This window comes from Methylobacterium sp. 190mf (assembly GCF_900107945.1).
In the GTDB taxonomy this organism is placed as follows: Bacteria; Pseudomonadota; Alphaproteobacteria; order Rhizobiales; family Beijerinckiaceae; genus Methylobacterium.
The window spans coordinates 56,315-78,239 of the sequence record NZ_FNVI01000022.1 but is presented as its reverse complement, the minus strand read 5'-3'; the positions used below and the strand labels follow the sequence as shown (position 1 = coordinate 78,239).

Below are 21,925 nucleotides of genomic sequence, written 5' to 3'. Positions count from 1 at the left end.
GGTCGTCCGACGGCCCGACGCCGGAACGGCCAAGGCATGACCGACACCATCCTCTCCGTGCGCGACCTGACGGTCGCCTTCGACACCCGCCGCGGGCCGCTCACCGCCATCGATCGGGTCTCGTTCGACATCGGCCGCGGCGAGATCCTGGGCGTCGTCGGCGAGTCCGGGGCCGGCAAGTCGGTGACCGGCTCGGCGGTGATCGGGCTGATCGACCGCCCCGGTCGGATCGCCGGCGGCGAGATCCGCCTGCGGGGCGAGCGCATCGACAACCTCTCCCCCGAGGCGATGCGGCGGGTGCGCGGCAAGCGCATCGGCATGATCTTCCAGGATCCGCTGACCTCGCTCGACCCGCTGTTCCGGGTCGGTGACCAGATCGTCGAGACCCTGCGCACCCACACCGACCTGTCCGCCAAGGCGGCGCGCAGCCGCGCCATCGACCTGCTCGCCGAGGTCGGCATCCCGGCGCCCGAGCGGCGCATCGACGGCTACCCGCACGAGTTCTCCGGCGGCATGCGCCAGCGGGTGGTGATCGCCCTCGCGCTCGCGGCCGAGCCGGAGCTGATCATCGCGGACGAGCCGACGACTGCCCTCGATGTCTCGGTCCAGGCCCAGATCATCACGCTGCTCAAGCGCCTGTGCCGCGAGCACGGCACCGCGGTGATGCTGGTGACCCACGACATGGGCGTCATCGCCGAGGCCGCCGACCGGGTGGCGGTGATGTATGCGGGACGGGTGGCCGAGATCGGCCCGGTCGCGTCGGTGATCGCCAAGCCGCACCACCCCTACGCGGTCGGCCTGATGGGGGCGATCCCGACCCTGTCGCAGGAGGCCGAAAGGCTGAGCCAGATCCCCGGATCGATGCCGCGGCTCACCGCCATCCCGAAGGGCTGCGCCTTCAACCCGCGCTGCCCGAAGGTCTTCGCCCGCTGCCGCGTCGAGCGGCCCGAGCCGATCCCGGTCGACGCGAGCCGGGTGGCCTGTCACCTGTACGATGCAGCGGAGCGCGCAGCGTGAGCGCCTACGTCGAAGTCACCGACCTGCGCCGCCAGTTCGACGTCTCGAAGCCCTGGCTCAACCGGGTGATCGAGCGCGAGCCGCGGAAATTCCTCACGGCGGTCGACCGCGTCGGCTTCGCGATCGAGAAGGGCGAGACCTTCGCGATCGTCGGCGAATCCGGCTCCGGCAAGTCGACGGTGGCCCGGATGGTGGTCGGCCTGCTGCCGCCCACGGCCGGCGAGGTGCGGATCACCGGCGTCTCGATGACTGACCCGCGCCAGGCCGCGGCGCGGCGGCGCCTGCGCGCCCGCATCCAGATGATCTTCCAGGACCCCTACGCGTCCATGAACCCGCGCTGGCGGGTGGGGAAGATCATCGCCGAGCCGATCCGGGCCTTCGACCTGATCCAGGGGGAGGGGGCGATCCGTGCCCGGGTCGGCGAGCTCCTCGGCCTCGTCGGTCTCCACGCCGACGACGCCCGAAAATACCCGCACGAATTCTCAGGCGGGCAGCGCCAGCGGGTGGCGATCGCCCGGGCGCTGGCGAGCCAGGCCGAGTTCCTGGTGGGCGACGAGCCGACCTCGGCGCTCGACGTCTCGGTGCAGGCGCAGATCCTCAACCTGATGCGCGACCTGCAGGACCGGCTGGGGCTGACCTACCTGTTCATCTCCCACAACCTCGCCGTGGTCCGCCACATGGCGACCCGGGTGGGCGTGATGTATCTCGGCCGCCTCGTGGAGGTCGCGTCCGCCAGGGACCTGTTCGCGACGCCGCGCCACCCCTACACGCGGATGCTCCTCGACGCGGTGCCCGACCTCGCCCATGTCGGCCGCGCCCGGGTGCCGGTCTCCGGCGAGATCCCGAACCCGATCGACCCGCCGCCCGGCTGCACCTTCAACCCGCGCTGCCCGCTCGCCAACGACCGTTGCCGGACCGAGGTGCCGGCGCTCCTCGACGGCGTCGCCTGCCACGCCGTGCAGGAGGGGCGGGCCTGACCAGCGGGCCCGGGGGGCTGCCCCGGGCGGCCGTTGCGCTCGGCCCGCGCAGGCGCTATGGGCCGTCCCCGATGGGGATGGAGTTCCCCGAAACCGCCCGTCAGGGCTGATGACTCCTACCGCGAAACCGGCGGTGGGAGTGCGTCTTGCAAGCACCCGCCGCGACGGCGGGTTTCTCATGCCCGCCCGACGCACTGGAGCGCGCATGTCCTTCACCACCTGCATCCTGGTCATGATCGGCGGTGCCCTCGGCACCCTGGCCCGCTACGTCGTCTCGGTGCTGGCGCTGCCCATCAGCCGCGACCTGCCCTGGGGCACGATCCTCATCAACGTGACGGGCTCGTTCATCATCGGCCTGTTCGGCACGCTGACCCTGGCGCATGGGCGCTTCCCGGTCTCCGAGAACGTCCGCCTGTTCGTGATGATCGGGCTGTGCGGCGGCTACACGACCTTCTCGTCGTTCAGCCTCCAGACCCTCGACCTCATGCGGAACGGCGCGGTGGTCCGGGCCATGGTCAACGTGTTCGCCTCGGTGGTGCTCTGCGTCCTCGCGGTCGCGCTGGGCCACGTCGTGGCGGCCCACTGGAACGGCGGCGCCGTGCAGATCGCCCAGGTCAGCATCGAGGAGGACGGCTGACCGGGCGGCGGCCTGGCCCTCACGCGTCGCGCCACTGCGCGAAGGTCGCGGCCTGCCCTACCGTCGCGCCGTCGCGGTCGAGCTGCCAGACCACCGCCTCGTCGATCCAGAAGCGCCGGCCGTCCTTGGCGATCCGCAGGCCGCGATAGCCGCGGCTGAAGCCGTCCCGGGTGACCGCGTCGAGGAGCCGCTGCCGCTCGGCCCGCTCGGGAGCCTCGGCCGAGAGCCGCGAGGGCAGGCCGACGAGCTCGTCCCACGCGTAGCCGAAGCAGGCCTGCGCGGTCCGGTTGGCGTAGACGAAGCGCGGATCCGCGCCCCCGTCATGGGCGAGCACCGCGAACGGGGCTGCCGCGTAGAGCCAGTCCGCGTCCGCATCCGCCGGCACCAGAGGCTCGCCGAGGCGCCGCGCGTAGCTGCCGGTGAGCAGGGCGAAGAAGTCCGGGTCGTGCGAGAGGTCCGTCATGATCCGCTACAGGACTGGGTCGGCGTCGATGCGCATGCGCAGGATCGCGTAGGGCGGCTGCTGCAGGTCCCGGCCGCGGTTGAATTCCGGCCGCCGGTTCACCTGGGCCGCCGAGATATAGAGCCAACGGTCCGGGGTGATCCAGAACGTGTCGGCCCAGACCAGCCGGTCGTCGGCGGCCAGCACCTCGACGGTGCCGTCCGGCAGGCGCCGGCCGACCGCGTTGTGCTCCTGCAGGCTGAGATAGACCCGGTCCTGGGAATCGGTGGTCAGTCCCCCGGTCATGCCCTTCTCGCCGAGATCCGCGACGGCGGCGGCCACGGCCGCGTCCGCGACGTCCGGATCGCGCAGGGCCGCTGTCTCGACCGCGTAGAGCCGCCGGCTCATCAGCGGCGCGTAGTAGAGGCGGCGGCCGTCCGGGCTGATCGCGATGCCGTTGGCGCCGCCCTTCGGGCTCTTCTCGGGCGCGTCGCCCTTCCGCTCCATCACGGGGCGGCGCTCCACGAACTTGACCATGCCCTCCTCGGACCGCGTGCTGACGTGGTCCGCGAGGCGCCGCACCACCCGCCCGCTGTCGAGGTCGACCGCCAGGATCGCGCCCGCGCCGGACTGGCCCTGGTCGGTGACGTAGGCCAGCGCGCGGCCGTCGCGCACGTCGACCCGCAGGTCGTTCAGGGAGGAATCCGGGCCGATCCCCGCGTCGAGGGGGATCGTCCGGCGGACGCTGTTCCGGCCGATATCGATCGCCAGGATCTTCGCGCCGCCCGGCACCGGCCGCCCCTTGCCGGCGGGCAGTCCGGCATCGAGCACCCAGAGGGTGTCGTCGCGGTCGAAGACGCCGTTGGGGACGTGGAACAGCGACGCCTGCGGCGCGCCCGGATCCGGGCGGTTGGTCGCCGCGTCCGGGTAGGGCTTCACCGACCCGTCGGGCAGCACCTCGCCGAGGGTGATCGGCTCCGCGCCGGTGAAGCGCGGCATCATCACGAAGATCCGGCCGCCCCGGGCGATGGCGAGCCCCGTGGGGGTCGAGGGCGCGTCCGCCGCGATGGCGAGCTCCAGCGTCCCCACGGGCCGGCTCGTCGGGGGCGACGGCGTCGCGGCGCGCGCCGCGGGGGCGGCGAGGGCCAGGAGACCGGTTCCGAGCAGGCGGCGGCGATCGAGGCGCATGGGGATCCTGTCGCGGAGCTTGTCGGGGCGAGGGTCTTGGCGCGCCGCTCAACCTGTGGGGATGCCGGCCCAACGCGCGGGCCCGGCGCACGATCCCGCGATGCGGTATCGCGGCGGCCTCGCGGCGGAAGTCCGGGACCGGTCCCCGGGACCGGTGATCGGGAGCCGCCTCGGGGCGGTCCACAGGTGCCGGGGCGCGGCGCTGGCTCCGGCCCACGCCGTCACGCTAAGCACGGTCGTGCCGGTCGTTCGATTCGGCGCCGCCTGGGCCGCGGCCCGGCTGACAGATGTGGAGAGGTGGGACACGCATGGATCCCGAAGGATCCGAACCGGCGCCGGAGACCGCGCCCTGGCCCGACGCCGGGCCGCTGCGGGTCCTCGCCCTGGCGGTGCAGAAGGGCGGGACGGGCAAGACCACCCTGGCGGCCTCCCTGGCGGTCGCCGCCGCGGAAGCGGGCGAGCAGGTGACCGCCCTCGATCTCGACCCGCAGAGCTCGCTAGCCGGCTGGGGGGCCCTGCGCAAGAACGACGGCAGGAGCGACCGCGCGCGCGACGCCGTCGCGGTCGACCGGGTCCAGCCCTGGGAGATGGGCCAGCTCTCGGAGATCCTCGGTATTCTCGCCGAGCAGGGCACGACCCTCGCCGTCCTCGACACCGCCGGCAGCGCGTCCGGCCTCGCGCCGGCCCTGAAGGACGCCGATTTCGTCCTGATGCCGGTCCGTCCCTCCCGGCTCGACATCGTGGCCGCCCGGCCGACGCTCCAGGCGCTGGTCGGCCTCGGCCTGCGGGAGCGGCTGGCCCTGGTGCTGAACCAGTGCCCGCCGCCGCCCTCGCCGCGCACCAGCGCCTACGCGGCGCAGCTGCGCGCCCTGGGCGTGCTGGCCGAGCCCGGGATCATCCACCGGGTCGACCACCAGGACGCCCTGGCGACCGGGCTCGGCGTCACGGAATTCGCCCCCGGCAGCCAGGCCGCCGAGGAGGTCCGGGCGCTCTGGGCCTGGGTCGACGGGAAGATGCGGGCGGCGCCCGCCCGCTGAGATCGGGCCGCTGCCGGGATCAGCCCTGGCCGAGGGCCGCGAGGATCCGCGCCCAGGAGCGCGTGCCCTTGTGGAAGCTCGTCAGGTCGTACTTCTCGTTCGGCGAGTGGATCCGGTCGTCGTCGAGGCCGAAGCCGATCAGCAGGGTGTCGCGCCCCAGGATCCGCTTGAAGTCGCCGACGATCGGGATCGAGCCGCCCGCGCCCACGGTCACGGCCGGCACGCCCCACTCGTCCTGCAGCGCCGCCTTGGCGGCCCCGAGCTGCGGCATGTCGAAGGGCAGGCTGATCGCCCGCGAGCCCTTGTAGGTGATGACCTCGACCTGGCAGTCGGCCGGCACCCGCGCGCGCACGAAGGCCTCGAAGCTCTCGGCGAGCCGCTTCGGGTCCTGGTCGTCCACGAGGCGGAACGAGACCTTGGCGGAGGCGGTGGAGGCGATCACCGTCTTGGTGCCCTCGCCGGTATAGCCGCCGATGATGCCGTTGGCGTCGCAGGAGGGGCGGGACTGCACCAGCTCGATCGGCATCCGCCCGCGCTCGCCCGCGGGCTCCTTGAGGCCGATCGGCCCGAGCAGCGTCTCCGGCGTCAGGCCGAGGCCGCGCCACTGCTCCAGCAACTCCGGCGGGCGCTCGTGAACGCCCTCGTAGAAGCCCGGGATCGTCACCCGCCCGTCCGCGTCGTGCAGGTCGGCGATGATCTTCGACAGAACGTGGATCGGGTTGCGCGCCGCGCCGCCGAAGAAGCCGGAATGCAGGTCGCGGTCGGCGCAGGTGACCTTCACCTCGAAATAGGCGAGCCCGCGCAGCGACGACGTGATGGCCGGGGTCTTCCGGTCCCACATGCCGGTGTCGCAGACGAGGACCACGTCGCAGCCGAGTCTCTCGCGGTTGGCCGCGACCCATTCGGGCAGGCCTTGTGATCCACTCTCCTCGGCGCCCTCGATCAGGATCGTGACGCCGCAAGGCAACTCGCCGTGCATGGCGATATAGGCCCGGCATGCCTCCACGAAGGTCATCACCTGACCCTTGTCGTCGGAGGCGCCGCGCCCGACGATCGTCTTGCCGCCCTGGCCGTCGTCAGCGATGTGCGGCTCGAAGGGCGGCGTCTTCCACAGGTCGAGGGGATCGACCGGTTGCACGTCGTAATGGCCGTAGAACAGGACGTGCGGCGCTCCCGGCTTCGGCCGGTGGGCCAGGACCACCGGGTGGAGCGAGGTCTCCTCCACCGAGGTCTCGAAGCCCAGCGCGGTCAGGTCCTGGGCGAGCCAGGCGGCGGCCTCGCGGCAATGCCCGGCATAGGCGGGATCGGTGGAGATCGACGGGATCCGCAGGAAGGCGAACAGCCGCTCCAGGGCGTTCTCCAGGTCCGTGTCGATGTCGTTGAGGATCGCGTCGAGCGCGGCCATCGGTGGCTCCGGGGTGCGGCGTGGACTCTGCGGGAAGGAGGGTTAGCCGAGGCGAGGTGGGGCCGGCAATGTCGGACGGTGCGGCGGCCGATATGCGCGCCGCAGGCGCGCCACCCTCGCTCACGGGTTGAGACGGCGCGCTCCGGAACAGGCGCAGATTGGAATGGTTATCGACCGGAAGCCCAGGCCGCGGCCCGCGCGTCGCTGCCGGTCGCTGCCCCGGACCGATCCGCTCCCGCCCGGCCCCGGCCGGCCCAGACCGTGGACGACATCATGCGCCTCGAGACCCAGCCGCCGGTGTCGGCGGACACGCCGATCGGCATCACGCTGACGATCAACGGGCAGCGGCGCGAACTGCAGGTCGCACCGTGGACCACGCTCCTCGACCTCCTGCGCGAGCGGCTCGACCTCACCGGCACCAAGAAGGGCTGCGACCACGGCCAGTGCGGGGCCTGCACGGTGCTGGTGAACGGCACCCGGGTGAATTCCTGCCTGACGCTGGCGGTGATGAAGGACGGGGCCGAGATCACCACGGTCGAGGGGCTGGCCGCCCTCGGCGACCGGGCGGGCAGCAACGCCCTCCACCCGATCCAGGAGGCGTTCATCGAGCACGACGCCTTCCAGTGCGGCTACTGCACGCCGGGCCAGCTCTGCTCGTCGGTCGGCCTGATGAACGAGGGCCACGCCCACACCCGGGACGAGATCCGCGAGGCGATGAGCGGCAATATCTGCCGCTGCGGCGCCTACACCAACATCGTCGACGCCATCGAGGACGTCATGCAGGGAGGCGCCCGATGAACCGCTTCGACTACGTCCGCGCCGGCACGGTGGCGGAGGCGGTGCAGGCCTTCGGGGCCGGGGCCCGCTTCATCGCCGGCGGCACCAACCTGATCGACCTGATGAAGTACGAGGTCGAGAAGCCGGGCCGGCTGATCGACATCACCCGCCTGCCCCTCGACCGGATCGAGGACAGCGGGGACGGCCTGCGGATCGGGGCGCTCGTGACCAACGCCAAGGCGGCCTACGACGATCGGGTAGCGGCCCGGTACCCGCTCCTGCGCAACGCCATCCTGGCCGGCGCCTCGGCGCAGCTGCGCAACGCCGCCTCCACGGGCGGCAACCTGCTCCAGCGGACCCGCTGCTACTATTTCTACGACGTGGCCACGCCCTGCAACAAGCGCGCGCCCGGCTCCGGCTGCCCGGCGATCGGCGGGATGAACCGCATCCACGCGATCTTCGGGACGAGCGCGCACTGCATCGCCACCCACCCCTCCGACATGTGCATCGCGCTGGCCGCCCTGGAGGCCACCGTGCGGGTGAGCGGACCGCAGGGCGACCGGTCGATCCCGTTCTCCGAGTTCCACCGCCTGCCGGGGGATTCGCCCGAGCGGGACACGAACCTCGCCCCCGGCGAGATCATCGTGTCGGTCGACCTGCCGGAGAGCCGCTTCCCGCAGCACTACACCTACCTGAAGCTGCGCGACCGCCTGTCCTACGCCTTCGCGCTGGTCTCGGTGGCGGCGGCCCTGGAACTCGACGGCGACCGGGTGAAGACCGCGCGGCTGGCGCTCGGCGGCGTCGCCCACAAGCCCTGGCGCAACCGCGAGGCCGAGGCCCTGCTGGAGGGCAAGCCCGCGACCCGCGAGAGCTTCCAGGCGGCGGCCGACCTGATCGTCGCGGAGGCCAAGCCCCAGTCGGAGAACGGCTTCAAGATCGATCTCGCCCGGCGCGCCATCGTGCGCGGCCTCGAGCAGGCCGCCGCCGGCACGCCCCAGTCGCTCAGCGACAAGCGCATCCAGTAGGTTCTGCCATGACACAGACCTTCAGCTCCACCGGCCGCGACACCTTCGTCGGCAGCCCGCGCAGCCGCATCGACGGGCCCGCCAAGGTGACCGGGCTCGCCAAGTACGCGGGCGAGTTCGCCGCGCCCGACCTCGCCTACGGCTATGTGGTGTCGAGTTCGATCGCCAAGGGCCGGATCACCGCCATCGACTCGGTCGAGGCCGAGGCGGTGCCGGGCGTCCTCAAGGTCCTGACCCACGAGAACCGGCCGCGGACCGCGTGGCGGGACAAGAACTTCCAGGACCAGGTGGCGCCCCCCGGCTCGCCGTTCCGCGCCCTCTACGACGACCTGATCGTGTTCAGCGGCCAGCCGGTCGCCCTGGTGGTGGCGGAGGATTTCGAGACCGCGCGCTACGCCGCGTCCCTCGTCCGCGTGAGCTACGCGATGGAGGAGCCCGGGACCGACCTGGAAGCCCTGCGCGGCACCGCCTACGACCCGCCCTACAAGCGCACGGGCATCAAGCCGCCGCCGGAGCCCTGGGGCGACGCCGACAAGGCGTTCGGCAGCGCGCCGGTCCGCGTGCAGGGCGCCTACAGCCTCGCCGACGAGCACCACAACCCGTTGGAGCCGCACGCCTCCACGGTGGTGGTCGAGCAGGACGGCACCTACACGGTCTACGACAAGATCCAGGGCGTCTCGAACAGCCACCAGTATCTCACCAACGTCTTCGGCCTGAAGCCCGATCAGGTCCGGGTGCTCAACCCCTATCTCGGCGGCGGCTTCGGCTCGGGCCTGCGCCCGCAGTACCAGCTGTTCCTGGCGATGCTGGCCGCCCAGGAGCTGAAGCGCTCCGTGCGCGTGACCCTGACCCGCGACCAGCTGTGGAGCTTCACCTACCGGTCCGAGGCGCTGCAGACGATCGCGCTCGGCGCCGAGGCCGACGGGAGGCTGACGGCCCTGCGCCACGACGCCGTCCAGGGCACCTCGCAGTACGAGGATTACCAGGAGGTCGTCGTCAACTGGTCGGGCGTCCTCTACCGGTGCGACAACGTCGCCCTCGGCTACCGGCTGGTGAAGCTCGACACGCCGACGCCCGGCGACATGCGCGCCCCCGGCGCGGTGACCGGCGTCTTCGCCATCGAGACCGCGATGGACGAACTCGCCTACGCGACCGGGCTCGACCCGATCGACCTGCGGCTGAGGAACTACGCCGAGTCCGACGCCACCGCCGAGGGCAAGCCGTTCGGCTCGAAGGAGCTGAAGAGCTGCTTCCGGCAGGGCGCCGAGCGGTTCGGCTGGGCGAAGCGCAGCCCTGAGCCCCGCTCCATGCGCGAGGGCCGGGAGCTGGTCGGCTGGGGCGTGGCCACCGGCATCTGGGAATCGATGATGATGCAGTCGAGCGCCATCGCGACCCTGACGCCGGACGGCCGCCTGACGGTCGGCAACTCCACCGGCGACATCGGCACCGGCACCTACACGATCCTGACGCAGATCGCGGCCGACACGCTGGGCCTGCCGATGGACGCGGTCACCACCAAGCTCGGCGACACCCGCCTGCCGGAGGCCCCGGTCGCCGGCGGCTCGTGGACGGCCGCCTCCTCGGGCACCGCCGTGATGAAGGCCTGCCGCAACGTCGGCGCGCAGGTGTTCAAGCTCGCCCGCGCAATGGAGAACTCGCCGCTGGCCAACGTCGACTTCGACCGCGCCGTGTTCGCGGACGGCCGCATCGCGGTCGCGGGCGATCCGGGCCGCAGCGTGTCGCTCGTCGAGGTGCTCCAGGCGGCGGGCGTCGACAAGGTCGAGGCCGTCGAGGAGGCCGGGCCCGACAAGGACTTCAATCAGAAATACGAGGCCTACACCCACTCGGCGATCTTCGCCGAGGTGAAGGTCGACGAGGAGCTGGGTCAGGTCCGGGTCACCCGCATCGTCTCGGCGATCGCGGCCGGCAAGGTGCTGAACCCGAAGACGGCGCGCAGCCAGATCCTCGGCGGCGTCGTGATGGGGATCGGCTCGGCCCTCGAGGAGGAGTCGATGCTCGACCACCGCATCGGCCGGTTCATGAACCACAATCTCGGCGAGTACCACGTGCCGGTCCACGCCGACATCTACGATATCGACGTGATCTTCGTGGAGGAGGAGGACAAGGCGAACCCGCTGGGCGTGAAGGGGCTCGGCGAGATCGGCATCGTCGGCACCGCGGCCGCCATCGCCAACGCGGTCTTCCACGCCACCGGCAGGCGGGTGCGCGACCTGCCGATCACCGTCGACAAGCTCCTGTGAACAGCGGATGTTTCACGGGAAACATTGACGGTTCGGCAAGGAGTCGCGCGGATCACGCTGGGCCGCGCCGTCAGCGCGAGCGCAGCGAAGCGACCCAGGGCGACGCGACATCGTCGAGCGTGGCGCTGTCTGGGTTGCTTCGCTGCGCTCGCAAGGACGAGGATGCGTCCGAGCCCTGCGAATAGGGACGGCGTAGGAATTTCCGTGAGCCCCCTGCTGGAATCCTGGCGCTTCTGGGCGCTCGCCGCCGCCGGCTTCGCGGCGCTGACCGCGATCCTCGCCAAGGTGGGGGTCGCGGGCGTGCCGTCGGACGTCGCGACCTTCGTGCGCACCGCGGTGATCCTGATCTTCGCCGGCGCGATCGTGGTCGCCTCCGGGCAGGCCGGCGGCCTCGCGCAGGTCTCCGGTCGGAGCCTCGTCTTCCTCGTCCTGTCGGGGCTCGCCACCGGGGCGTCGTGGCTCTGCTACTTCCGCGCGCTGTCGCTGGGCGACGCTGCCCGGGTCGCGCCGATCGACAAGCTCAGCGTCGTACTGGTGGCGATCCTCGGCGCCACCCTGCTCGGCGAGACCCTCAGCCTCGCCGTCTGGGCCGGCGTCGCGCTGATCGCGGCGGGCGCGGCCCTCGTCGCCTCCGGACTGTGAGACCGTGCGCGCTGGCGCACCGATCCCTTAACGCGATGCGCGCATCCTGCGGTTGCCTCGCGAAAGGGGACCGTCATGGAATGGGTTTATCGCGGCTTCGAGACCTCGATGCTCGGTCTCGCACTCTGTCTCGGACTCGGCGCCTGCCTCACGCTCGGCACCGCGCGCGTGCCGGCCGGAACGCTCTCCGTCACCCTGCCGATGCTCACGGTGACCGCCCCCGCGCCCTGAGGCGCGGGACCGGTCCGGCGGGGCGTCAGGCGGCGCCCTTCACGGCGCGGAACATGAAGCCCCGCGCCTCGGCGTCCATCTCCGCCTTGAAGGCGTGGCGGCCCTTCAGCGCCTCGGCGGCCTGGGCGGCCGGCCGCGCGTTGACCGCGTCGAGGTGGCGCTTGACGTTGGGCAGGTCCCCGAAGGCGCCCTCGCCGAGGACGAAGGGCACCATCCGGGCCCAGCCCCAGACCGCCATGTCGACGATCGTGTAGGTGTCGCCCAGCACGTAGGGGCGGTCGGCGAGGCGCTGGTCGAGGATGCCCCAGTGCCGGTGCGCCTCGAAGGCGTAGCGCTCGGTGGCGTAGGCGCCCCCGTCCTGCGCGAAGTGGCGGAAATGCACGCACTGGCCGGAGAACGGCCCGATGCCGGTCGCCACGAACATCAGCCAGGACAGCATCTCGCCGCGGACCGGCTCGCCCTCCGGCAGGAACCGGCCGGTCTTGCCCGCCAGGTACATCAGGATCGCGTTCGAATCGAACACGGTGACGTCGCCGTCGACGATCGCCGGCACCTTCCCGTTCGGATTGACGGCCGTGTAGGCCGGATCGAACTGCTCGCCCCTGCGGGTGTCGACCGGCACCGGCTCGTAGGGCAGCCCCATCTCCTCGAGGCAGAGGGCGACCTTCATGGGGTTGGGGCTGAGATTGTAGAAGAATCGAATCACGGCGCTCTCCCTGAACGACCCGGGCAGGATGTCCGGGCCCCGCGCCCGCACAAGGCGCGGCCGCGCAGGGCGGCTATTCCGCGACGATCTTGTAGCCGCGTCCCGGCACCAGCGCGGCGCCCCGCTCCAGCCCGTTGAGGACGAGGAACCGGTCGAGCGCCCGGTCGGGCACCGCCATGCGGCGGGCGAGGTCCTCGGCGCTGGTCGAAGTCGCCTGGACTACCTGCAGCCGCAGGGGGCGCAGGACCGCCTCGTCGGGCGACACGGCGACGAGGGTCGCGGTCCAGCGGCGGAAGGCCGGGTCGGGATCGGTGGCGCCCTTGGCGGCCATGATCATCCGGTAGGTCGAGTCGCCGATCCGGATGGCCGCGAGGCGGAAGGTCCACTCCTTCCCCCGCGACAGCGCGAAGGCCGCGGGGTGGCCCGCGACGTCCCGGGTCTCGAAGCCGGCCGGGTCGAGGGCGTCGTTCCAGCTCGCCTTGAGCACCGCCTCGAGGGACTGGCCGTCCTTGGCCTCGATCTGGTCGAACAGCAGGCGCCGGGCGCCGTCCGGGGTGGTCCCGAGCACCGCCGAGCGGGTGTTCTCCAGGGTGAAGCCCTCCGGCACCTCGAAGGCGATGCCGAGGCCGGGATGGATGAAGCGGTGCCCGCGCACCGCGCCGTCGCGCGGGTTGTCGCCGTAGGCGAGCCCGTCCACCGCCGCGAGGTAGGCGGCGCGGTCGTCGGTGCCGATGCCCGGCGCGCCGATGCGGCGGGCCGCGCGGGTGACCTGGGTGATGCGCTCGGCCGTGCCCGGATGGGTCGCCAGCATGTCGGGCGCGGCGGCGCTGCCGGCCTTCAGTCCTGTGGAGCGGTTGAGCGCGGCGAGGAAGCGCCCGGCCGCGAACGGGTCGTAGCCGGCCTTGGCCAGGGTGCGCACGCCGGTGGCGTCCGCCTCCAGCTCCTGCTCGCGGGAGAACCGGGCGAGGGCGAAGCGCGACTGGCTCTGCAGCTGCGCGCCGGTATCGGGGTCGTTCAGCACGTCGGCCACGACGCGGCTGACGAGCGCCGAGCGCAGCTCGAGCTCGCTGCGGGCCGTGGCGTGGTTGAGGGTCACGTGGGCCATCTCGTGCGCCAGCACGGCGGCCACCTCGGAGGTGTCGCTCGCCAGGGCCACGAGGCCGCGGGTGACGTAGAGCCGCCCGTTCGGCAGCGCGAAGGCGTTGACCACCGGTGAGTCGAGGAGCGTCACCGTGTAGGCCTGGTCGGGCCGGTCGCTGGCCTTCACGAGGCGGTCGGTCACCTCCGTCAGCATCCGCGTGAAGTTGGGGGCCCGGGCCTCGCCCCCGAAGGAGGCCACGAGCTTGAGGTGGTCGGCATCGGCGGCGCGCTCGCGGCCGGTGGTGCGCGGCGCCTCCGCGGGCACCCGCACCACGGCCGGCCGCACGGTCGCCTCGGTCTGGTCGGCCACGCAGGCGCCGAGCAGCAGGGCGAGGCCGCCCAACGCCGCCGCGCCGAGGGTGCGCCGCCCCGCCGCGCGGGTCCGCCCCGCGCCGATGTGCCCCGTGATCCCGCCCATCGCGATCAGCGCCGCAATCCCCGTTCCCCCTCCGGATCGGCCTCCGGCCGGTCCGTCTCCTCGAGCGTCTCGAGCCCGTCGAGGGCGACCTCCAGGGTCGGGCCGCGCCGGACCTCCAGGAGGCCGCGCACCCGCACGCGCCGGCCCTCGAGCGAGGCCGCACTCAAACCACGGGCGCGCATCATTCGCCAAGTGCGTTTCGATACTGTCACCGTGAGGCCGTCCGTGCCGCGGGCCGCGAAATCGAGATAGGTGCGCGCGCCGCGCTCGCCGACATGGCGGATTCGGCCCTCCGCGACGACGAAATGTCCGACCTTCTCCCGGAGCGCCGGGCCGTCCTCCGCCGCAGGGCGCGCCGCGCCCCAGAGGCCGAGCCCGCGCGCGCGGGCGGCCGCCTCCACGAGGCGCAGGCCGGGCCGGCACAGCGAATCGGCCTCGTTCGCGTCCGCGTACGCGAGGCCGGCCCCGATGAGGCCGCCCGCCAGATCCGCGCCCGCCAGATCCGCGCCCGCCAGATCCGCGCCCGCCAGATCCGCGCCCGCCAGATCCGCGCCCGCCAGATCCGCGCCCGCCAGATCCGCGCCCTCCGCGATGTCGCCCTCCGCGACCAGGAGGTCGGCCCGCGCGCGCTCCCACCGGTCGGGCTGCCCGCGGGGAACCACCGTGACCCGGGCGCCCCGCCGGGTCTCGAGCCAGGTCCGCGCGGCGGACGCGGCCTCCGGCGTGTCCGGCCAGCGCAGCGAGTCCAGCACCGCCCGGAGGCCCGAGACCATACGGATCTCCCCGCGGGGCCCGATTTCCGCCACTACCTCGTCGCGCGCCGGCCCGGTCGCGCACGCCGACGGCCCGGCGCGCGACGCGGCGCGTGCCGGACAGGGCACCGCAGCGGCGAGCGCCGCCGCCATCAAGGTCGCCATCGAGGCCGCCAGCGGGCGTCCCCGCACGACCGCCGCGCGCCCGCGCATCGGTTCCCCCCGCGATCGCGGGCTCCGGCACCGCGCCCCACCGGTCGCGGTTGGCCTCGGCCGGCGAGAATGCTATGGAGCGCCGGTCGTCTCCGTAGCTCAGCTGGACAGAGCACAGGTTTCCTAGAAGGTTCAATTGGGCGTCGCGCCGGGAAACCGCGCGACGGATCCGCTCAAAGTCGGGGAAAGCTTCCGGCATCGACGCGCCGCCGTCCGATGCTCTGCCGATCCCGAGCCAAGCCCGCGCGGCGCCCCGGCGTTCTGTGGGAAGGTGTAGAGACTAGACGGGCGGCACCTACCGGTTGGATGCAGTCCAGCCCACGGTGAAGGGATAGTCCAGGCCACGAACGCGGACCTTCGGGGCGCGGCGGCGAAAGCCGAAGTGGTATGAAACCTGGGGTCGCAGGTTCGAGCCCTGCCGGGGACACCAAGTTGTCTATTCTTGCAGATCTCCCGGCCGCAGAGCCGTGAGCAAATCGTCCACCACGTCGAACGCCTGCCGGTGACAAGTACCGAGGGGCGCGCTAAGCTTTGCCGCCAGGATTCATGGCAGGGGGTGGACGAGCACTTCATGGCGGGCCAGAAGACCGATCAGCGCGACGTCTATGTCGGGCAACGCATCGCCGAGCAGCGCCGCAAGGCATCGCTCACACAGCGCCGCGTCGCGCAGAGCTTCGGTATGTCTGCAGCTCAGCTCCAGAAGTACGAGAAGGGAACCAACCGGATCAGCGCCGTCCATCTCGACATCTTCTCGCGCATGACCGGCGTGCCGATGGATTACTTCTTCAAAGGGATGCCCCGGAACGATGACTTCATCGCGCCGGGCTTCAGCGAGCGCGAGCAGTCGACCCTGTCGGAAGCCGGGTTGAAGGGGCTGGCGGAAGTCGTGGGCCGCCACATCACCGAGAACTTCTCCGAGGAGGCGCGCCGCGACGTGGCCGACGCCATCCGGGCCCTCGAGAGCAAGCTCGGCGGCTGAGGGCAGGGGCGGGCCCCGGGGCGTCGCGCGATCGTTTTTCCGGTCGCTTCGTCCGGTATAGCGGATCCGTTCGTTCCTCCATCTTGACCGGCCCCCGGCCGGGTGCGAGAACCCCGGCCCCATGAAGGGTCAAACGCCGCGATCGCGACGGCGTACCTCTGCAGCCGAGGCCGTCCGATGCCGCGTTCCAACTACCTGTTCACCAGCGAGTCCGTGTCCGAGGGACACCCCGACAAGGTCTGCGACAGGATCTCGGACACCGTGGTCGACGCCTACCTCGCGGCGATGCCGGAGGCGCGGCTCGGCGTCGAGACACTCGCCACGACCAACCGCATCGTCATCGCCGGCGAGGTGCGCGGACCCGATTCGGTGACCTTCAAGGACCTCGAGGCCCTGACCCGCGAGGCCGTGAAGGATATCGGCTACGAGCAGTCGGGCTTCCACTGGAAGAACAACGACGTCGCGATCCACCTGCACGCCCAGTCGGCCGACATCGCCCAGGGCGTGGACGCGGCCGGCAACAAGGACGAGGGCGCGGGCGACCAGGGCATCATGTTTGGCTACGCCGCCGACGAGACGCCCGAGCTGATGCCGGCGCCGATCTTCTACGCCCACAAGATCCTCAAGGACCTCGCCGACGCCCGCAAGGCGAAGCAGGGCGACGCCGCCAAGCTCGGCCCCGACGCCAAGAGCCAGGTCACGGTCCGCTACGAGAACGGCCGCCCGGTCGAGGTGACCCAGATCGTGCTGTCGACCCAGCACCTCGACGAGTCCCTCGATTCCGCGGACGTCCGCGCCATCGTCGAGCCCTACATCCTGAAGGCGCTGCCGCAGGGCTGGGTCAACGAGGGCACGGTCTGGCACGTGAACCCGACCGGCAAGTTCGTGATCGGCGGCCCGGACGGCGACGCCGGCCTCACCGGCCGCAAGATCATCGTCGACACCTACGGCGGCGCGGCCCCGCACGGCGGCGGCGCGTTCTCCGGCAAGGACCCGACGAAGGTCGACCGCTCGGCGGCCTACGCGGCGCGCTACCTCGCCAAGAACGTGGTGGCCGCGGGCCTCGCCAGCCGCGCCACGATCCAGCTCGCCTACGCGATCGGCGTGTCGAAGCCGCTCTCGATCTACGTGGACCTGCACGGCACCGGCACGGTCGACGAGGCCAAGCTCGAGGCCGTGCTGATGGACGCCATGGACCTGTCGCCCCGCGGCATCCGCACGGCGCTCAGCCTGAACAAGCCGATCTACGCGCGCACCTCGGCCTACGGCCATTTCGGCCGTGCCCCCGAGGCCGACGGCGGCTTCTCGTGGGAGCGCACCGACCTCGCCGGCAAGCTGAAGTCGGCGCTGGCCTGAGGGCGGCTTCCGCTCGGCCCCGGGCCGACGCGCGGGCCGGAGATCGGCGGCGCGCCGGGGTGACGTGAAGGCGGTGCGGGCGGTGCTTTGAGCGCCGCCCGGTCCCGGATGCTCCGCGGCCCCGCGGCCCGTGTTCCCGATCGGGCGCTGGCGGCGCGGTGCGTTCGGCGCCGCGGCGTCCGCGCGGGTGCCGCGCCACCCGATCGTGCCGCGTCGCGGCGTGCCGGGCGTGCTGTCCCGGACGGCATCCCACCGACGCGCCCCGTCTCCGGTCGTGACCCGGGACGCGTCCCATCTCCGAGGTAGACTGAGCCGGTGGACACCGACGCCCCTGGACGCTCCGACCACCCGGTCGAGGAGCCGGAGCGCGCCTTCTTCGGGCGCCGCAAGGGCAAGCGCCTGCGCGGGCAGCAGGAGCGCCGGCTCGCCGAGCTGCTGCCGAGCCTGCGGGTCGACCTGCCGCCGGGCGACGCGATCCTCGATCCGCGCGCGCTGTTCCCCGCCATGCCGGCGCCGCCGGAGGCGCTGTGGCTGGAGATCGGCTTCGGCGGCGGCGAGCACCTCGCCGCCCAGGCGGCCGCGCATCCGGCCGTCGGCATCATCGGCGCCGAGCCCTTCGTCAACGGCGTGGTCAAGCTGCTGGCGGCGATCGAGGCGCGTGCGCTGCGCAACGTCCGCATCCGCGACGAGGACGTGACCGCCCTGCTGGCGCGCCTGCCGGATGCCTGCCTCGACCGGGTCTACCTGCTCTATCCCGATCCCTGGCCCAAGCGGCGGCAGCGCAAGCGCCGGTTCGTCTCCGACGCGTCGCTCGCCGAGATCGGCCGGGTCCTGAAGGACGGCGGCCTGTTCCGCTTCGCCAGCGACATCGACGACTATGCCGGCTGGACGCTCGTCCGGGCCGCGCGGTGCCCGGTCCTCGCCTGGACGGCGCGGGACGCGCGGGACTGGACGCGGCCGTTCCCGGGCTGGCCCGGCACGCGCTACGAGGCCAAGGCGCTGGCAGCGGGCCGCCGGCCCACCTATCTGGAATTCGCCCGCCGCCCCCGCTGAGAGCCCCCGCGGTCGGGTCGCGCGGGTGCCCGGTCGCCGCAGGCGGAGCGGAACGCCTTGCCACAGTCACGCTCGGGCGCCATCCTCAGGGCCCGCCGCGGTCCGTGATCGTGGCGGGAGGGGGCTCATCTCCGGCGGGAGCGCGCCACGGCGCGTTCGAGGATTCTTCCGAGTGAATGAGAGGGTGGGTCAGGACCCGGCGGCGGAGGACCCGTTGCGCGCCGGCTTCGACGAGGCCGCGATCGGCCTCGCCGTGCTGTCGGCGGACGAGGCGGGGATCGTCGCCGCCAACCGGGCCCTGCACGATCTCGCCGGCTGGCCGCCCGGCACCCTGCCCGGGCGCGCGGCCGCCGAACTCCTGGGCGAGGGGCCGGAGGGGCTCCGGGACGGTCTCCAGGTCTGGCGCCGGGCGGACGGCACGCCCCTCGACGTGCGGGTCCGGCGCGCGGGCCGGACCCTGGCGGTCGAGACGGTCGACGTGGACGCGGCGGCCCATTCCGAGGCGAACCGCGAGGCCCTCGCGGCCGCCGGGCTCGGGGAATGGCGCTGGGACCGCGCGACCGGCCTCCTCACCCTGTCGCGCCGCGCCGCCCGCATCCTCGGGCGCCCGCCGGGCCGTTCCGTCTCGTGGGAGGAGCTGAAGACCGGCCTGTCGCCGGCGGAGCTCGCGCGCCTGAGCGCACTGATCGCCGAGGCCGACGGGACCGACGAGCCCTACCAGTTCGACACGGCCACGACGGTGGCCGGGCGGACCGTGATCCTGCGGGTGCGGGGGCAGGCCGTGCCGGGCCCCGACGGCGCGCCGATCGGCATGGTCGGCGTCCTCCAGGACATCACCACGCGGGTCGAGGCCCGGGACGAGATCCTGTCCCGCGACCAGCGCCTGCGGGTCGCCACCACGGTCGCCCGGCTCGGCATCTTCGAGTGGCACATGCTCGAGGACCAGGCGATCTGGGAGAACGAGCACATGTACGAGATCTTCGGGCACGCGCCCGAGGACGGGACGATCGGCAAGACCGAGTTTCTCAACGACATCCTCCACCCGGACGACCGCCCCGCGGTCCGGCGGGCGATCTCCCAGGCGCTGCGGGAGGACGGGGACCTGCACATCAGCGGCCGGATCCGGCGCAAGTCCGACGGCGTGTGGCGCACGATCGACATGGCCGGCCGGTTCGAGCGCGACGCCCCCGGCCGCCTGCCGCGCCGCCTGATCGGCGTCGTCGCGGACGTGACCGACCGCCGGGTCGCGGAGGAGCGCCAGAGCCTGCTGATCCGCGAGCTGCACCACCGGGTCAAGAACACGCTGGCGACCGTCCAGGCCATCGTGGGCTCCACCGCGCGGACGGCGTCCAGCATCGAGAGCTTCTACGAGGCCTTTGTCGGGCGGATCAAATCCCTGGCGCACACGCACTCGGTGCTCACCGAGGACACGTGGCAGACGGCGTCGATCGCCAATCTCCTGCGCAACGAGCTGAAGCCCTACGCGGAGGTGGCGCCGGACGGCGCCGCCGAGGGGCGCATCAGCCTCGACGGGCCGGCGATCGACCTGCCCTCCGAGATCGCGGTGCCGATCGGCATGGCGATCCACGAGCTCACCACCAACGCGGCGAAGTACGGGGCCCTGTCGAACCGCACCGGCCGGGTGGCGGTGGAATGGTCCCTGGAGCCCGGCGGCCCGGCCGGGATCCTGCGGTTCTCCTGGCGCGAGACCGGCGGGCCGCCGGTCGCGCCGCCGAGCCGCCAGGGCTTCGGCTCGCGCCTGCTGCAGCGGGTCCTGATCACCCAGGTCCAGGCCGAGGTGACCACCGACTACGCCCCCGGGGGCTTCTCCCTGACCATGCGGGCCCCGATCCCGCCGCGCAACGACAGCCTCAACCCGCTGGTGTGACGCCGCGGCCGTCCCCGGGGCGGGTTCACGCCGCGCCGCGGGTTCCGGACTCGCCGCCGCCGTCAACGAAGGCTTTCAGCTCGTCGAGGGACGCGAAGGTGAAGCGGCCCTGCGGCGTCTCCGCCTCGATCGAGCCGTCCTCGAACATCACGTAGGTGTTGCCGCCGGAGGCGTAGCGCCCCACGACGGTGCGTGGGGCGGCCGGCGGGGCCGGCTCGGGCTCGGGGGGCGTGTCGAGGCTCGGGCGCAGGGCCGGCGCCTCGTCCGCGGCTGCCTTCTCGGGCTCTTCCCGCAGCGGCGGCTCGGGGGCGGCGAACAGGTCGTCCTCGGGCGCGATCGCGCGCTCGGTCGGCGCGTCCGGCTCGGGGCGGCGGTCCGCCTCCGGGACGAGGACGGGCGGGACCGCGTGCGCCGGCTCGGCCGGAACCGGCTTCGGCGCTTCGACCGCGCCGGGTTCCGAGAAGGGGGCGCGGGCCTCGTCGGCCCGGAGCTCCAGGCTCGGCTCGATCCGGGGCCGCTCGGGATCGAAGGACGGCTCGACCACCGACGGCACGATGAAGGCGGGCGCCGCCGGCAGGACCGGCGGCAGCCGGGTCCGGCCCTCGTCGACGGGGGCCGGTGCCGATGCCAGTGCCGGCGCCGCGGCGGGGGCCGGCCGCGCGCCGGCCGCCGGGGCGCGCCCGAGCGCGCGCTCCACCCGCCGGAACCCGAGCGCCACGACGCCGAGGCCGAGCAGCACCGCGCCCGACGAGGCCGCGACCGATCCCGCGATCACCATCGCGAGCCCGCTCTCCAGACGCACGTACGGGAAGCCCTGGATCACGGCGGCGCAGCCCCCGATGATCATGGCGGCGGCGAGCGCGAACAGCGCAGCGATCATGGTACTCTCTGACACGGGCCGGCTGACGGCCGGCGCTCAAGGCGTGCCGCACAGTAAGGCCTAGCCGTCATATTGCAAAACTCGGGACCGAGATGCCGGGGAAACCGGAATAGTCCGGATCTGCGCCGGCTATCTCCGGGTCGGCCGAGCCGCCGCGTGCCGGCGATCTGCGGAACTTCCCGCGCCGCCGTGGCGGAACGGCGTTGCCGTCCCGCGGCCACCGACTTACCTAGCGGGCTCTCGACTCGGGAGCCCCCGCCGGGGACGAGGCCGCCCCCTGCTAAGCGGAGATAGACGCGATGACCTTCACCCTGCCGGAACTGCCCTACGCCTACGACGCGCTGGGGCCGTACATGTCGAAGGAGACCCTCGAGTTCCACCACGACAAGCACCACAAGGCCTACGTCGACACGGGCAACAAGCTGCTTGAGGGCACGGATCTCCAGGGCAAGAGCGTCGAGGAGATCGTCAAGGCCGCCTACAACACGAATCAGCCGCTCTTCAACAACGCCGGCCAGCACTACAACCACATCCACTTCTGGCAGTGGATGAAGCCGAACGGCGGCGGCGCGATCCCGGGCGCGCTGGCCAAGAAGATCGACGAGGATCTCGGCGGCGCCGAGAAGTTCAAGGCGGACTTCATCCAGGCGGGCGTCGGCCAGTTCGGCTCGGGCTGGGCGTGGCTCGCCGTCAAGGACGGCAAGCTCGCGATCATGAAGACCCCGAACGGCGAGAACCCGCTGGTCCACGGCGCCAAGCCGATCCTCGGCGTCGACGTGTGGGAGCACTCCTACTACATCGACTACCGCAACCGCCGTCCCGACTACCTGAAGGCGTTCATCGAGAACCTCGTGAACTGGGAGCACGTGGAGAAGATGTACGCCGAGGCGACCCGCTGAGG

21 protein-coding genes and 1 riboswitch are annotated in these 21,925 nt (G+C 72.5%); of the genes, 14 read left to right on the top strand and 7 right to left on the bottom strand.

Annotated features, from left to right (window positions below; all coding sequences use genetic code 11):
• Nucleotides 1–36: 36 nt before the first annotated feature.
• The 3 genes from C4T42_RS23465 (at nucleotide 37) to crcB (ending at nucleotide 2,631) form a co-directional block, all read left to right on the top strand.
• Entirely contained in the window at nucleotides 37–1,017 is a 981-nt protein-coding gene (locus C4T42_RS23465) for an ABC transporter ATP-binding protein (RefSeq protein WP_020091340.1), read from the top strand.
• Nucleotides 1,014–1,994 (top strand): oligopeptide/dipeptide ABC transporter ATP-binding protein, encoded by a 981-nt coding sequence (locus tag C4T42_RS23460; RefSeq protein WP_020091339.1) that lies wholly within the window; start codon nucleotides 1,014–1,016, stop codon nucleotides 1,992–1,994. Before C4T42_RS23465 ends, C4T42_RS23460 begins: the two co-directional genes overlap by 4 nt.
• A 64-nt stretch (nucleotides 1,995–2,058) precedes the next feature.
• Nucleotides 2,059–2,120: riboswitch (Fluoride riboswitch) on the top strand.
• Between the two features lie 79 nt (nucleotides 2,121–2,199).
• Entirely contained in the window at nucleotides 2,200–2,631 is a 432-nt protein-coding gene (gene crcB / locus C4T42_RS23455) for a fluoride efflux transporter CrcB (RefSeq protein ID WP_020091338.1), read from the top strand.
• A gap of 19 nt (nucleotides 2,632–2,650) precedes the next feature.
• Here the strand turns inward: crcB and C4T42_RS23450 are convergent, their stop codons facing one another.
• Nucleotides 2,651–3,094 carry an MEKHLA domain-containing protein gene (locus tag C4T42_RS23450; protein WP_020091337.1) on the bottom strand — a complete coding sequence of 148 codons (444 nt, stop codon included), beginning with the start codon at nucleotides 3,092–3,094 and terminating at the stop codon, nucleotides 2,651–2,653.
• A 6-nt stretch (nucleotides 3,095–3,100) separates the two neighbouring features.
• Complete coding sequence (locus tag C4T42_RS23445) at nucleotides 3,101–4,261, bottom strand: L-dopachrome tautomerase-related protein (protein WP_020091336.1); 1,161 nt, start codon at nucleotides 4,259–4,261, stop codon at nucleotides 3,101–3,103.
• A 308-nt stretch (nucleotides 4,262–4,569) separates the two neighbouring features.
• On the opposite strand from C4T42_RS23445, the gene C4T42_RS23440 reads away from it, so the two are divergent.
• On the top strand, nucleotides 4,570–5,298 hold the full coding sequence (locus C4T42_RS23440; protein WP_020091335.1) for a ParA family protein: 729 nt from the start codon (nucleotides 4,570–4,572) through the stop codon (nucleotides 5,296–5,298).
• A gap of 19 nt (nucleotides 5,299–5,317) precedes the next feature.
• Here C4T42_RS23440 and C4T42_RS23435 read toward each other — a convergent pair whose 3' ends face one another.
• Nucleotides 5,318–6,703 (bottom strand): M20/M25/M40 family metallo-hydrolase, encoded by a 1,386-nt coding sequence (locus tag C4T42_RS23435; RefSeq protein WP_020091334.1) that lies wholly within the window; start codon nucleotides 6,701–6,703, stop codon nucleotides 5,318–5,320.
• Nucleotides 6,704–6,976: 273 nt separating this feature from the next.
• Here C4T42_RS23435 and C4T42_RS23430 point away from each other — a divergent pair, with 273 nt between their 5' ends.
• From C4T42_RS23430 to C4T42_RS32060, 5 genes are all read left to right on the top strand, one after another.
• Entirely contained in the window at nucleotides 6,977–7,501 is a 525-nt protein-coding gene (locus tag C4T42_RS23430; protein ID WP_026604649.1) for a (2Fe-2S)-binding protein, read from the top strand.
• The gene (locus C4T42_RS23425) at nucleotides 7,498–8,505 is read left to right on the top strand and encodes a xanthine dehydrogenase family protein subunit M (protein ID WP_020091332.1); all 1,008 of its coding nucleotides are present in this window, start codon (nucleotides 7,498–7,500) and stop codon (nucleotides 8,503–8,505) included. The genes C4T42_RS23430 and C4T42_RS23425 overlap by 4 nt, the downstream gene beginning before the upstream one ends.
• 8 nt (nucleotides 8,506–8,513) lie before the next feature.
• Nucleotides 8,514–10,766 (top strand): xanthine dehydrogenase family protein molybdopterin-binding subunit, encoded by a 2,253-nt coding sequence (locus C4T42_RS23420; protein ID WP_020091331.1) that lies wholly within the window; start codon nucleotides 8,514–8,516, stop codon nucleotides 10,764–10,766.
• A gap of 204 nt (nucleotides 10,767–10,970) precedes the next feature.
• Entirely contained in the window at nucleotides 10,971–11,408 is a 438-nt protein-coding gene (locus C4T42_RS23415; RefSeq protein WP_103985948.1) for an EamA family transporter, read from the top strand.
• A 75-nt stretch (nucleotides 11,409–11,483) separates the two neighbouring features.
• On the top strand, nucleotides 11,484–11,639 hold the full coding sequence (locus tag C4T42_RS32060; protein ID WP_020091329.1) for a hypothetical protein: 156 nt from the start codon (nucleotides 11,484–11,486) through the stop codon (nucleotides 11,637–11,639).
• 25 nt (nucleotides 11,640–11,664) lie between these two features.
• On the opposite strand, the gene C4T42_RS23410 is transcribed toward C4T42_RS32060, so the two are convergent.
• The 3 genes from C4T42_RS23410 to C4T42_RS23400 all read right to left on the bottom strand — a co-directional run bounded on the left by C4T42_RS23410 (nucleotide 11,665) and on the right by C4T42_RS23400 (nucleotide 14,676).
• Nucleotides 11,665–12,345, bottom strand: coding sequence for a glutathione S-transferase family protein (locus tag C4T42_RS23410; protein WP_026604648.1), 681 nt, complete (start codon nucleotides 12,343–12,345; stop codon nucleotides 11,665–11,667).
• 73 nt (nucleotides 12,346–12,418) lie between these two features.
• Complete coding sequence (locus C4T42_RS23405) at nucleotides 12,419–13,903, bottom strand: M48 family metalloprotease (protein ID WP_103985947.1); 1,485 nt, start codon at nucleotides 13,901–13,903, stop codon at nucleotides 12,419–12,421.
• A gap of 5 nt (nucleotides 13,904–13,908) precedes the next feature.
• Nucleotides 13,909–14,676, bottom strand: coding sequence for a pentapeptide repeat-containing protein (locus C4T42_RS23400; protein WP_244603264.1), 768 nt, complete (start codon nucleotides 14,674–14,676; stop codon nucleotides 13,909–13,911).
• A gap of 763 nt (nucleotides 14,677–15,439) precedes the next feature.
• Between C4T42_RS23400 and C4T42_RS23395 the strand changes: the two genes are divergently transcribed.
• From C4T42_RS23395 to C4T42_RS23380, 4 genes are all read left to right on the top strand, one after another.
• Complete coding sequence (locus C4T42_RS23395; protein ID WP_012321411.1) at nucleotides 15,440–15,847, top strand: helix-turn-helix transcriptional regulator; 408 nt, start codon at nucleotides 15,440–15,442, stop codon at nucleotides 15,845–15,847.
• 177 nt (nucleotides 15,848–16,024) lie between these two features.
• Entirely contained in the window at nucleotides 16,025–17,203 is a 1,179-nt protein-coding gene (metK, locus tag C4T42_RS23390; RefSeq protein WP_020091324.1) for a methionine adenosyltransferase, read from the top strand.
• Between the two features lie 315 nt (nucleotides 17,204–17,518).
• Nucleotides 17,519–18,256, top strand: coding sequence for a tRNA (guanine(46)-N(7))-methyltransferase TrmB (locus tag C4T42_RS23385; protein WP_020091323.1), 738 nt, complete (start codon nucleotides 17,519–17,521; stop codon nucleotides 18,254–18,256).
• A gap of 172 nt (nucleotides 18,257–18,428) precedes the next feature.
• Nucleotides 18,429–20,144 carry an HWE histidine kinase domain-containing protein gene (locus C4T42_RS23380; protein WP_051123710.1) on the top strand — a complete coding sequence of 572 codons (1,716 nt, stop codon included), beginning with the start codon at nucleotides 18,429–18,431 and terminating at the stop codon, nucleotides 20,142–20,144.
• 25 nt (nucleotides 20,145–20,169) lie between these two features.
• Here the strand turns inward: C4T42_RS23380 and C4T42_RS23375 are convergent, their stop codons facing one another.
• Nucleotides 20,170–21,024, bottom strand: coding sequence for a hypothetical protein (locus C4T42_RS23375; RefSeq protein ID WP_020091321.1), 855 nt, complete (start codon nucleotides 21,022–21,024; stop codon nucleotides 20,170–20,172).
• Nucleotides 21,025–21,323: 299 nt separating this feature from the next.
• Here C4T42_RS23375 and C4T42_RS23370 point away from each other — a divergent pair, with 299 nt between their 5' ends.
• Complete coding sequence (locus tag C4T42_RS23370) at nucleotides 21,324–21,923, top strand: superoxide dismutase (RefSeq protein ID WP_020091320.1); 600 nt, start codon at nucleotides 21,324–21,326, stop codon at nucleotides 21,921–21,923.
• The last annotated feature ends 2 nt before the right edge of the window (nucleotides 21,924–21,925 follow it).

Bases quoted from the DNA above. Each gene is read 5' to 3' on its own strand.
- C4T42_RS23465 (WP_020091340.1), top strand. From the start codon at position 37: ATGACCGACACCATCCTCTCCGTGCGCGACCTGACGGTCGCCTTCGAC.
- crcB (WP_020091338.1), top strand. From the start codon at position 2,200: ATGTCCTTCACCACCTGCATCCTGGTCATGATCGGCGGTGCCCTCGGC.
- C4T42_RS23450 (WP_020091337.1), bottom strand. From the start codon at position 3,094: ATGACGGACCTCTCGCACGACCCGGACTTCTTCGCCCTGCTCACCGGC.
- C4T42_RS23445 (WP_020091336.1), bottom strand. From the start codon at position 4,261: ATGCGCCTCGATCGCCGCCGCCTGCTCGGAACCGGTCTCCTGGCCCTC.
- C4T42_RS23440 (WP_020091335.1), top strand. From the start codon at position 4,570: ATGGATCCCGAAGGATCCGAACCGGCGCCGGAGACCGCGCCCTGGCCC.
- C4T42_RS23435 (WP_020091334.1), bottom strand. From the start codon at position 6,703: ATGGCCGCGCTCGACGCGATCCTCAACGACATCGACACGGACCTGGAG.
- C4T42_RS23430 (WP_026604649.1), top strand. From the start codon at position 6,977: ATGCGCCTCGAGACCCAGCCGCCGGTGTCGGCGGACACGCCGATCGGC.
- C4T42_RS23425 (WP_020091332.1), top strand. From the start codon at position 7,498: ATGAACCGCTTCGACTACGTCCGCGCCGGCACGGTGGCGGAGGCGGTG.
- C4T42_RS23420 (WP_020091331.1), top strand. From the start codon at position 8,514: ATGACACAGACCTTCAGCTCCACCGGCCGCGACACCTTCGTCGGCAGC.
- C4T42_RS32060 (WP_020091329.1), top strand. From the start codon at position 11,484: ATGGAATGGGTTTATCGCGGCTTCGAGACCTCGATGCTCGGTCTCGCA.
- C4T42_RS23405 (WP_103985947.1), bottom strand. From the start codon at position 13,903: ATGGGCGGGATCACGGGGCACATCGGCGCGGGGCGGACCCGCGCGGCG.
- C4T42_RS23400 (WP_244603264.1), bottom strand. From the start codon at position 14,676: ATGGTCTCGGGCCTCCGGGCGGTGCTGGACTCGCTGCGCTGGCCGGAC.
- C4T42_RS23395 (WP_012321411.1), top strand. From the start codon at position 15,440: ATGGCGGGCCAGAAGACCGATCAGCGCGACGTCTATGTCGGGCAACGC.
- metK (WP_020091324.1), top strand. From the start codon at position 16,025: ATGCCGCGTTCCAACTACCTGTTCACCAGCGAGTCCGTGTCCGAGGGA.
- C4T42_RS23375 (WP_020091321.1), bottom strand. From the start codon at position 21,024: ATGATCGCTGCGCTGTTCGCGCTCGCCGCCGCCATGATCATCGGGGGC.
- C4T42_RS23370 (WP_020091320.1), top strand. From the start codon at position 21,324: ATGACCTTCACCCTGCCGGAACTGCCCTACGCCTACGACGCGCTGGGG.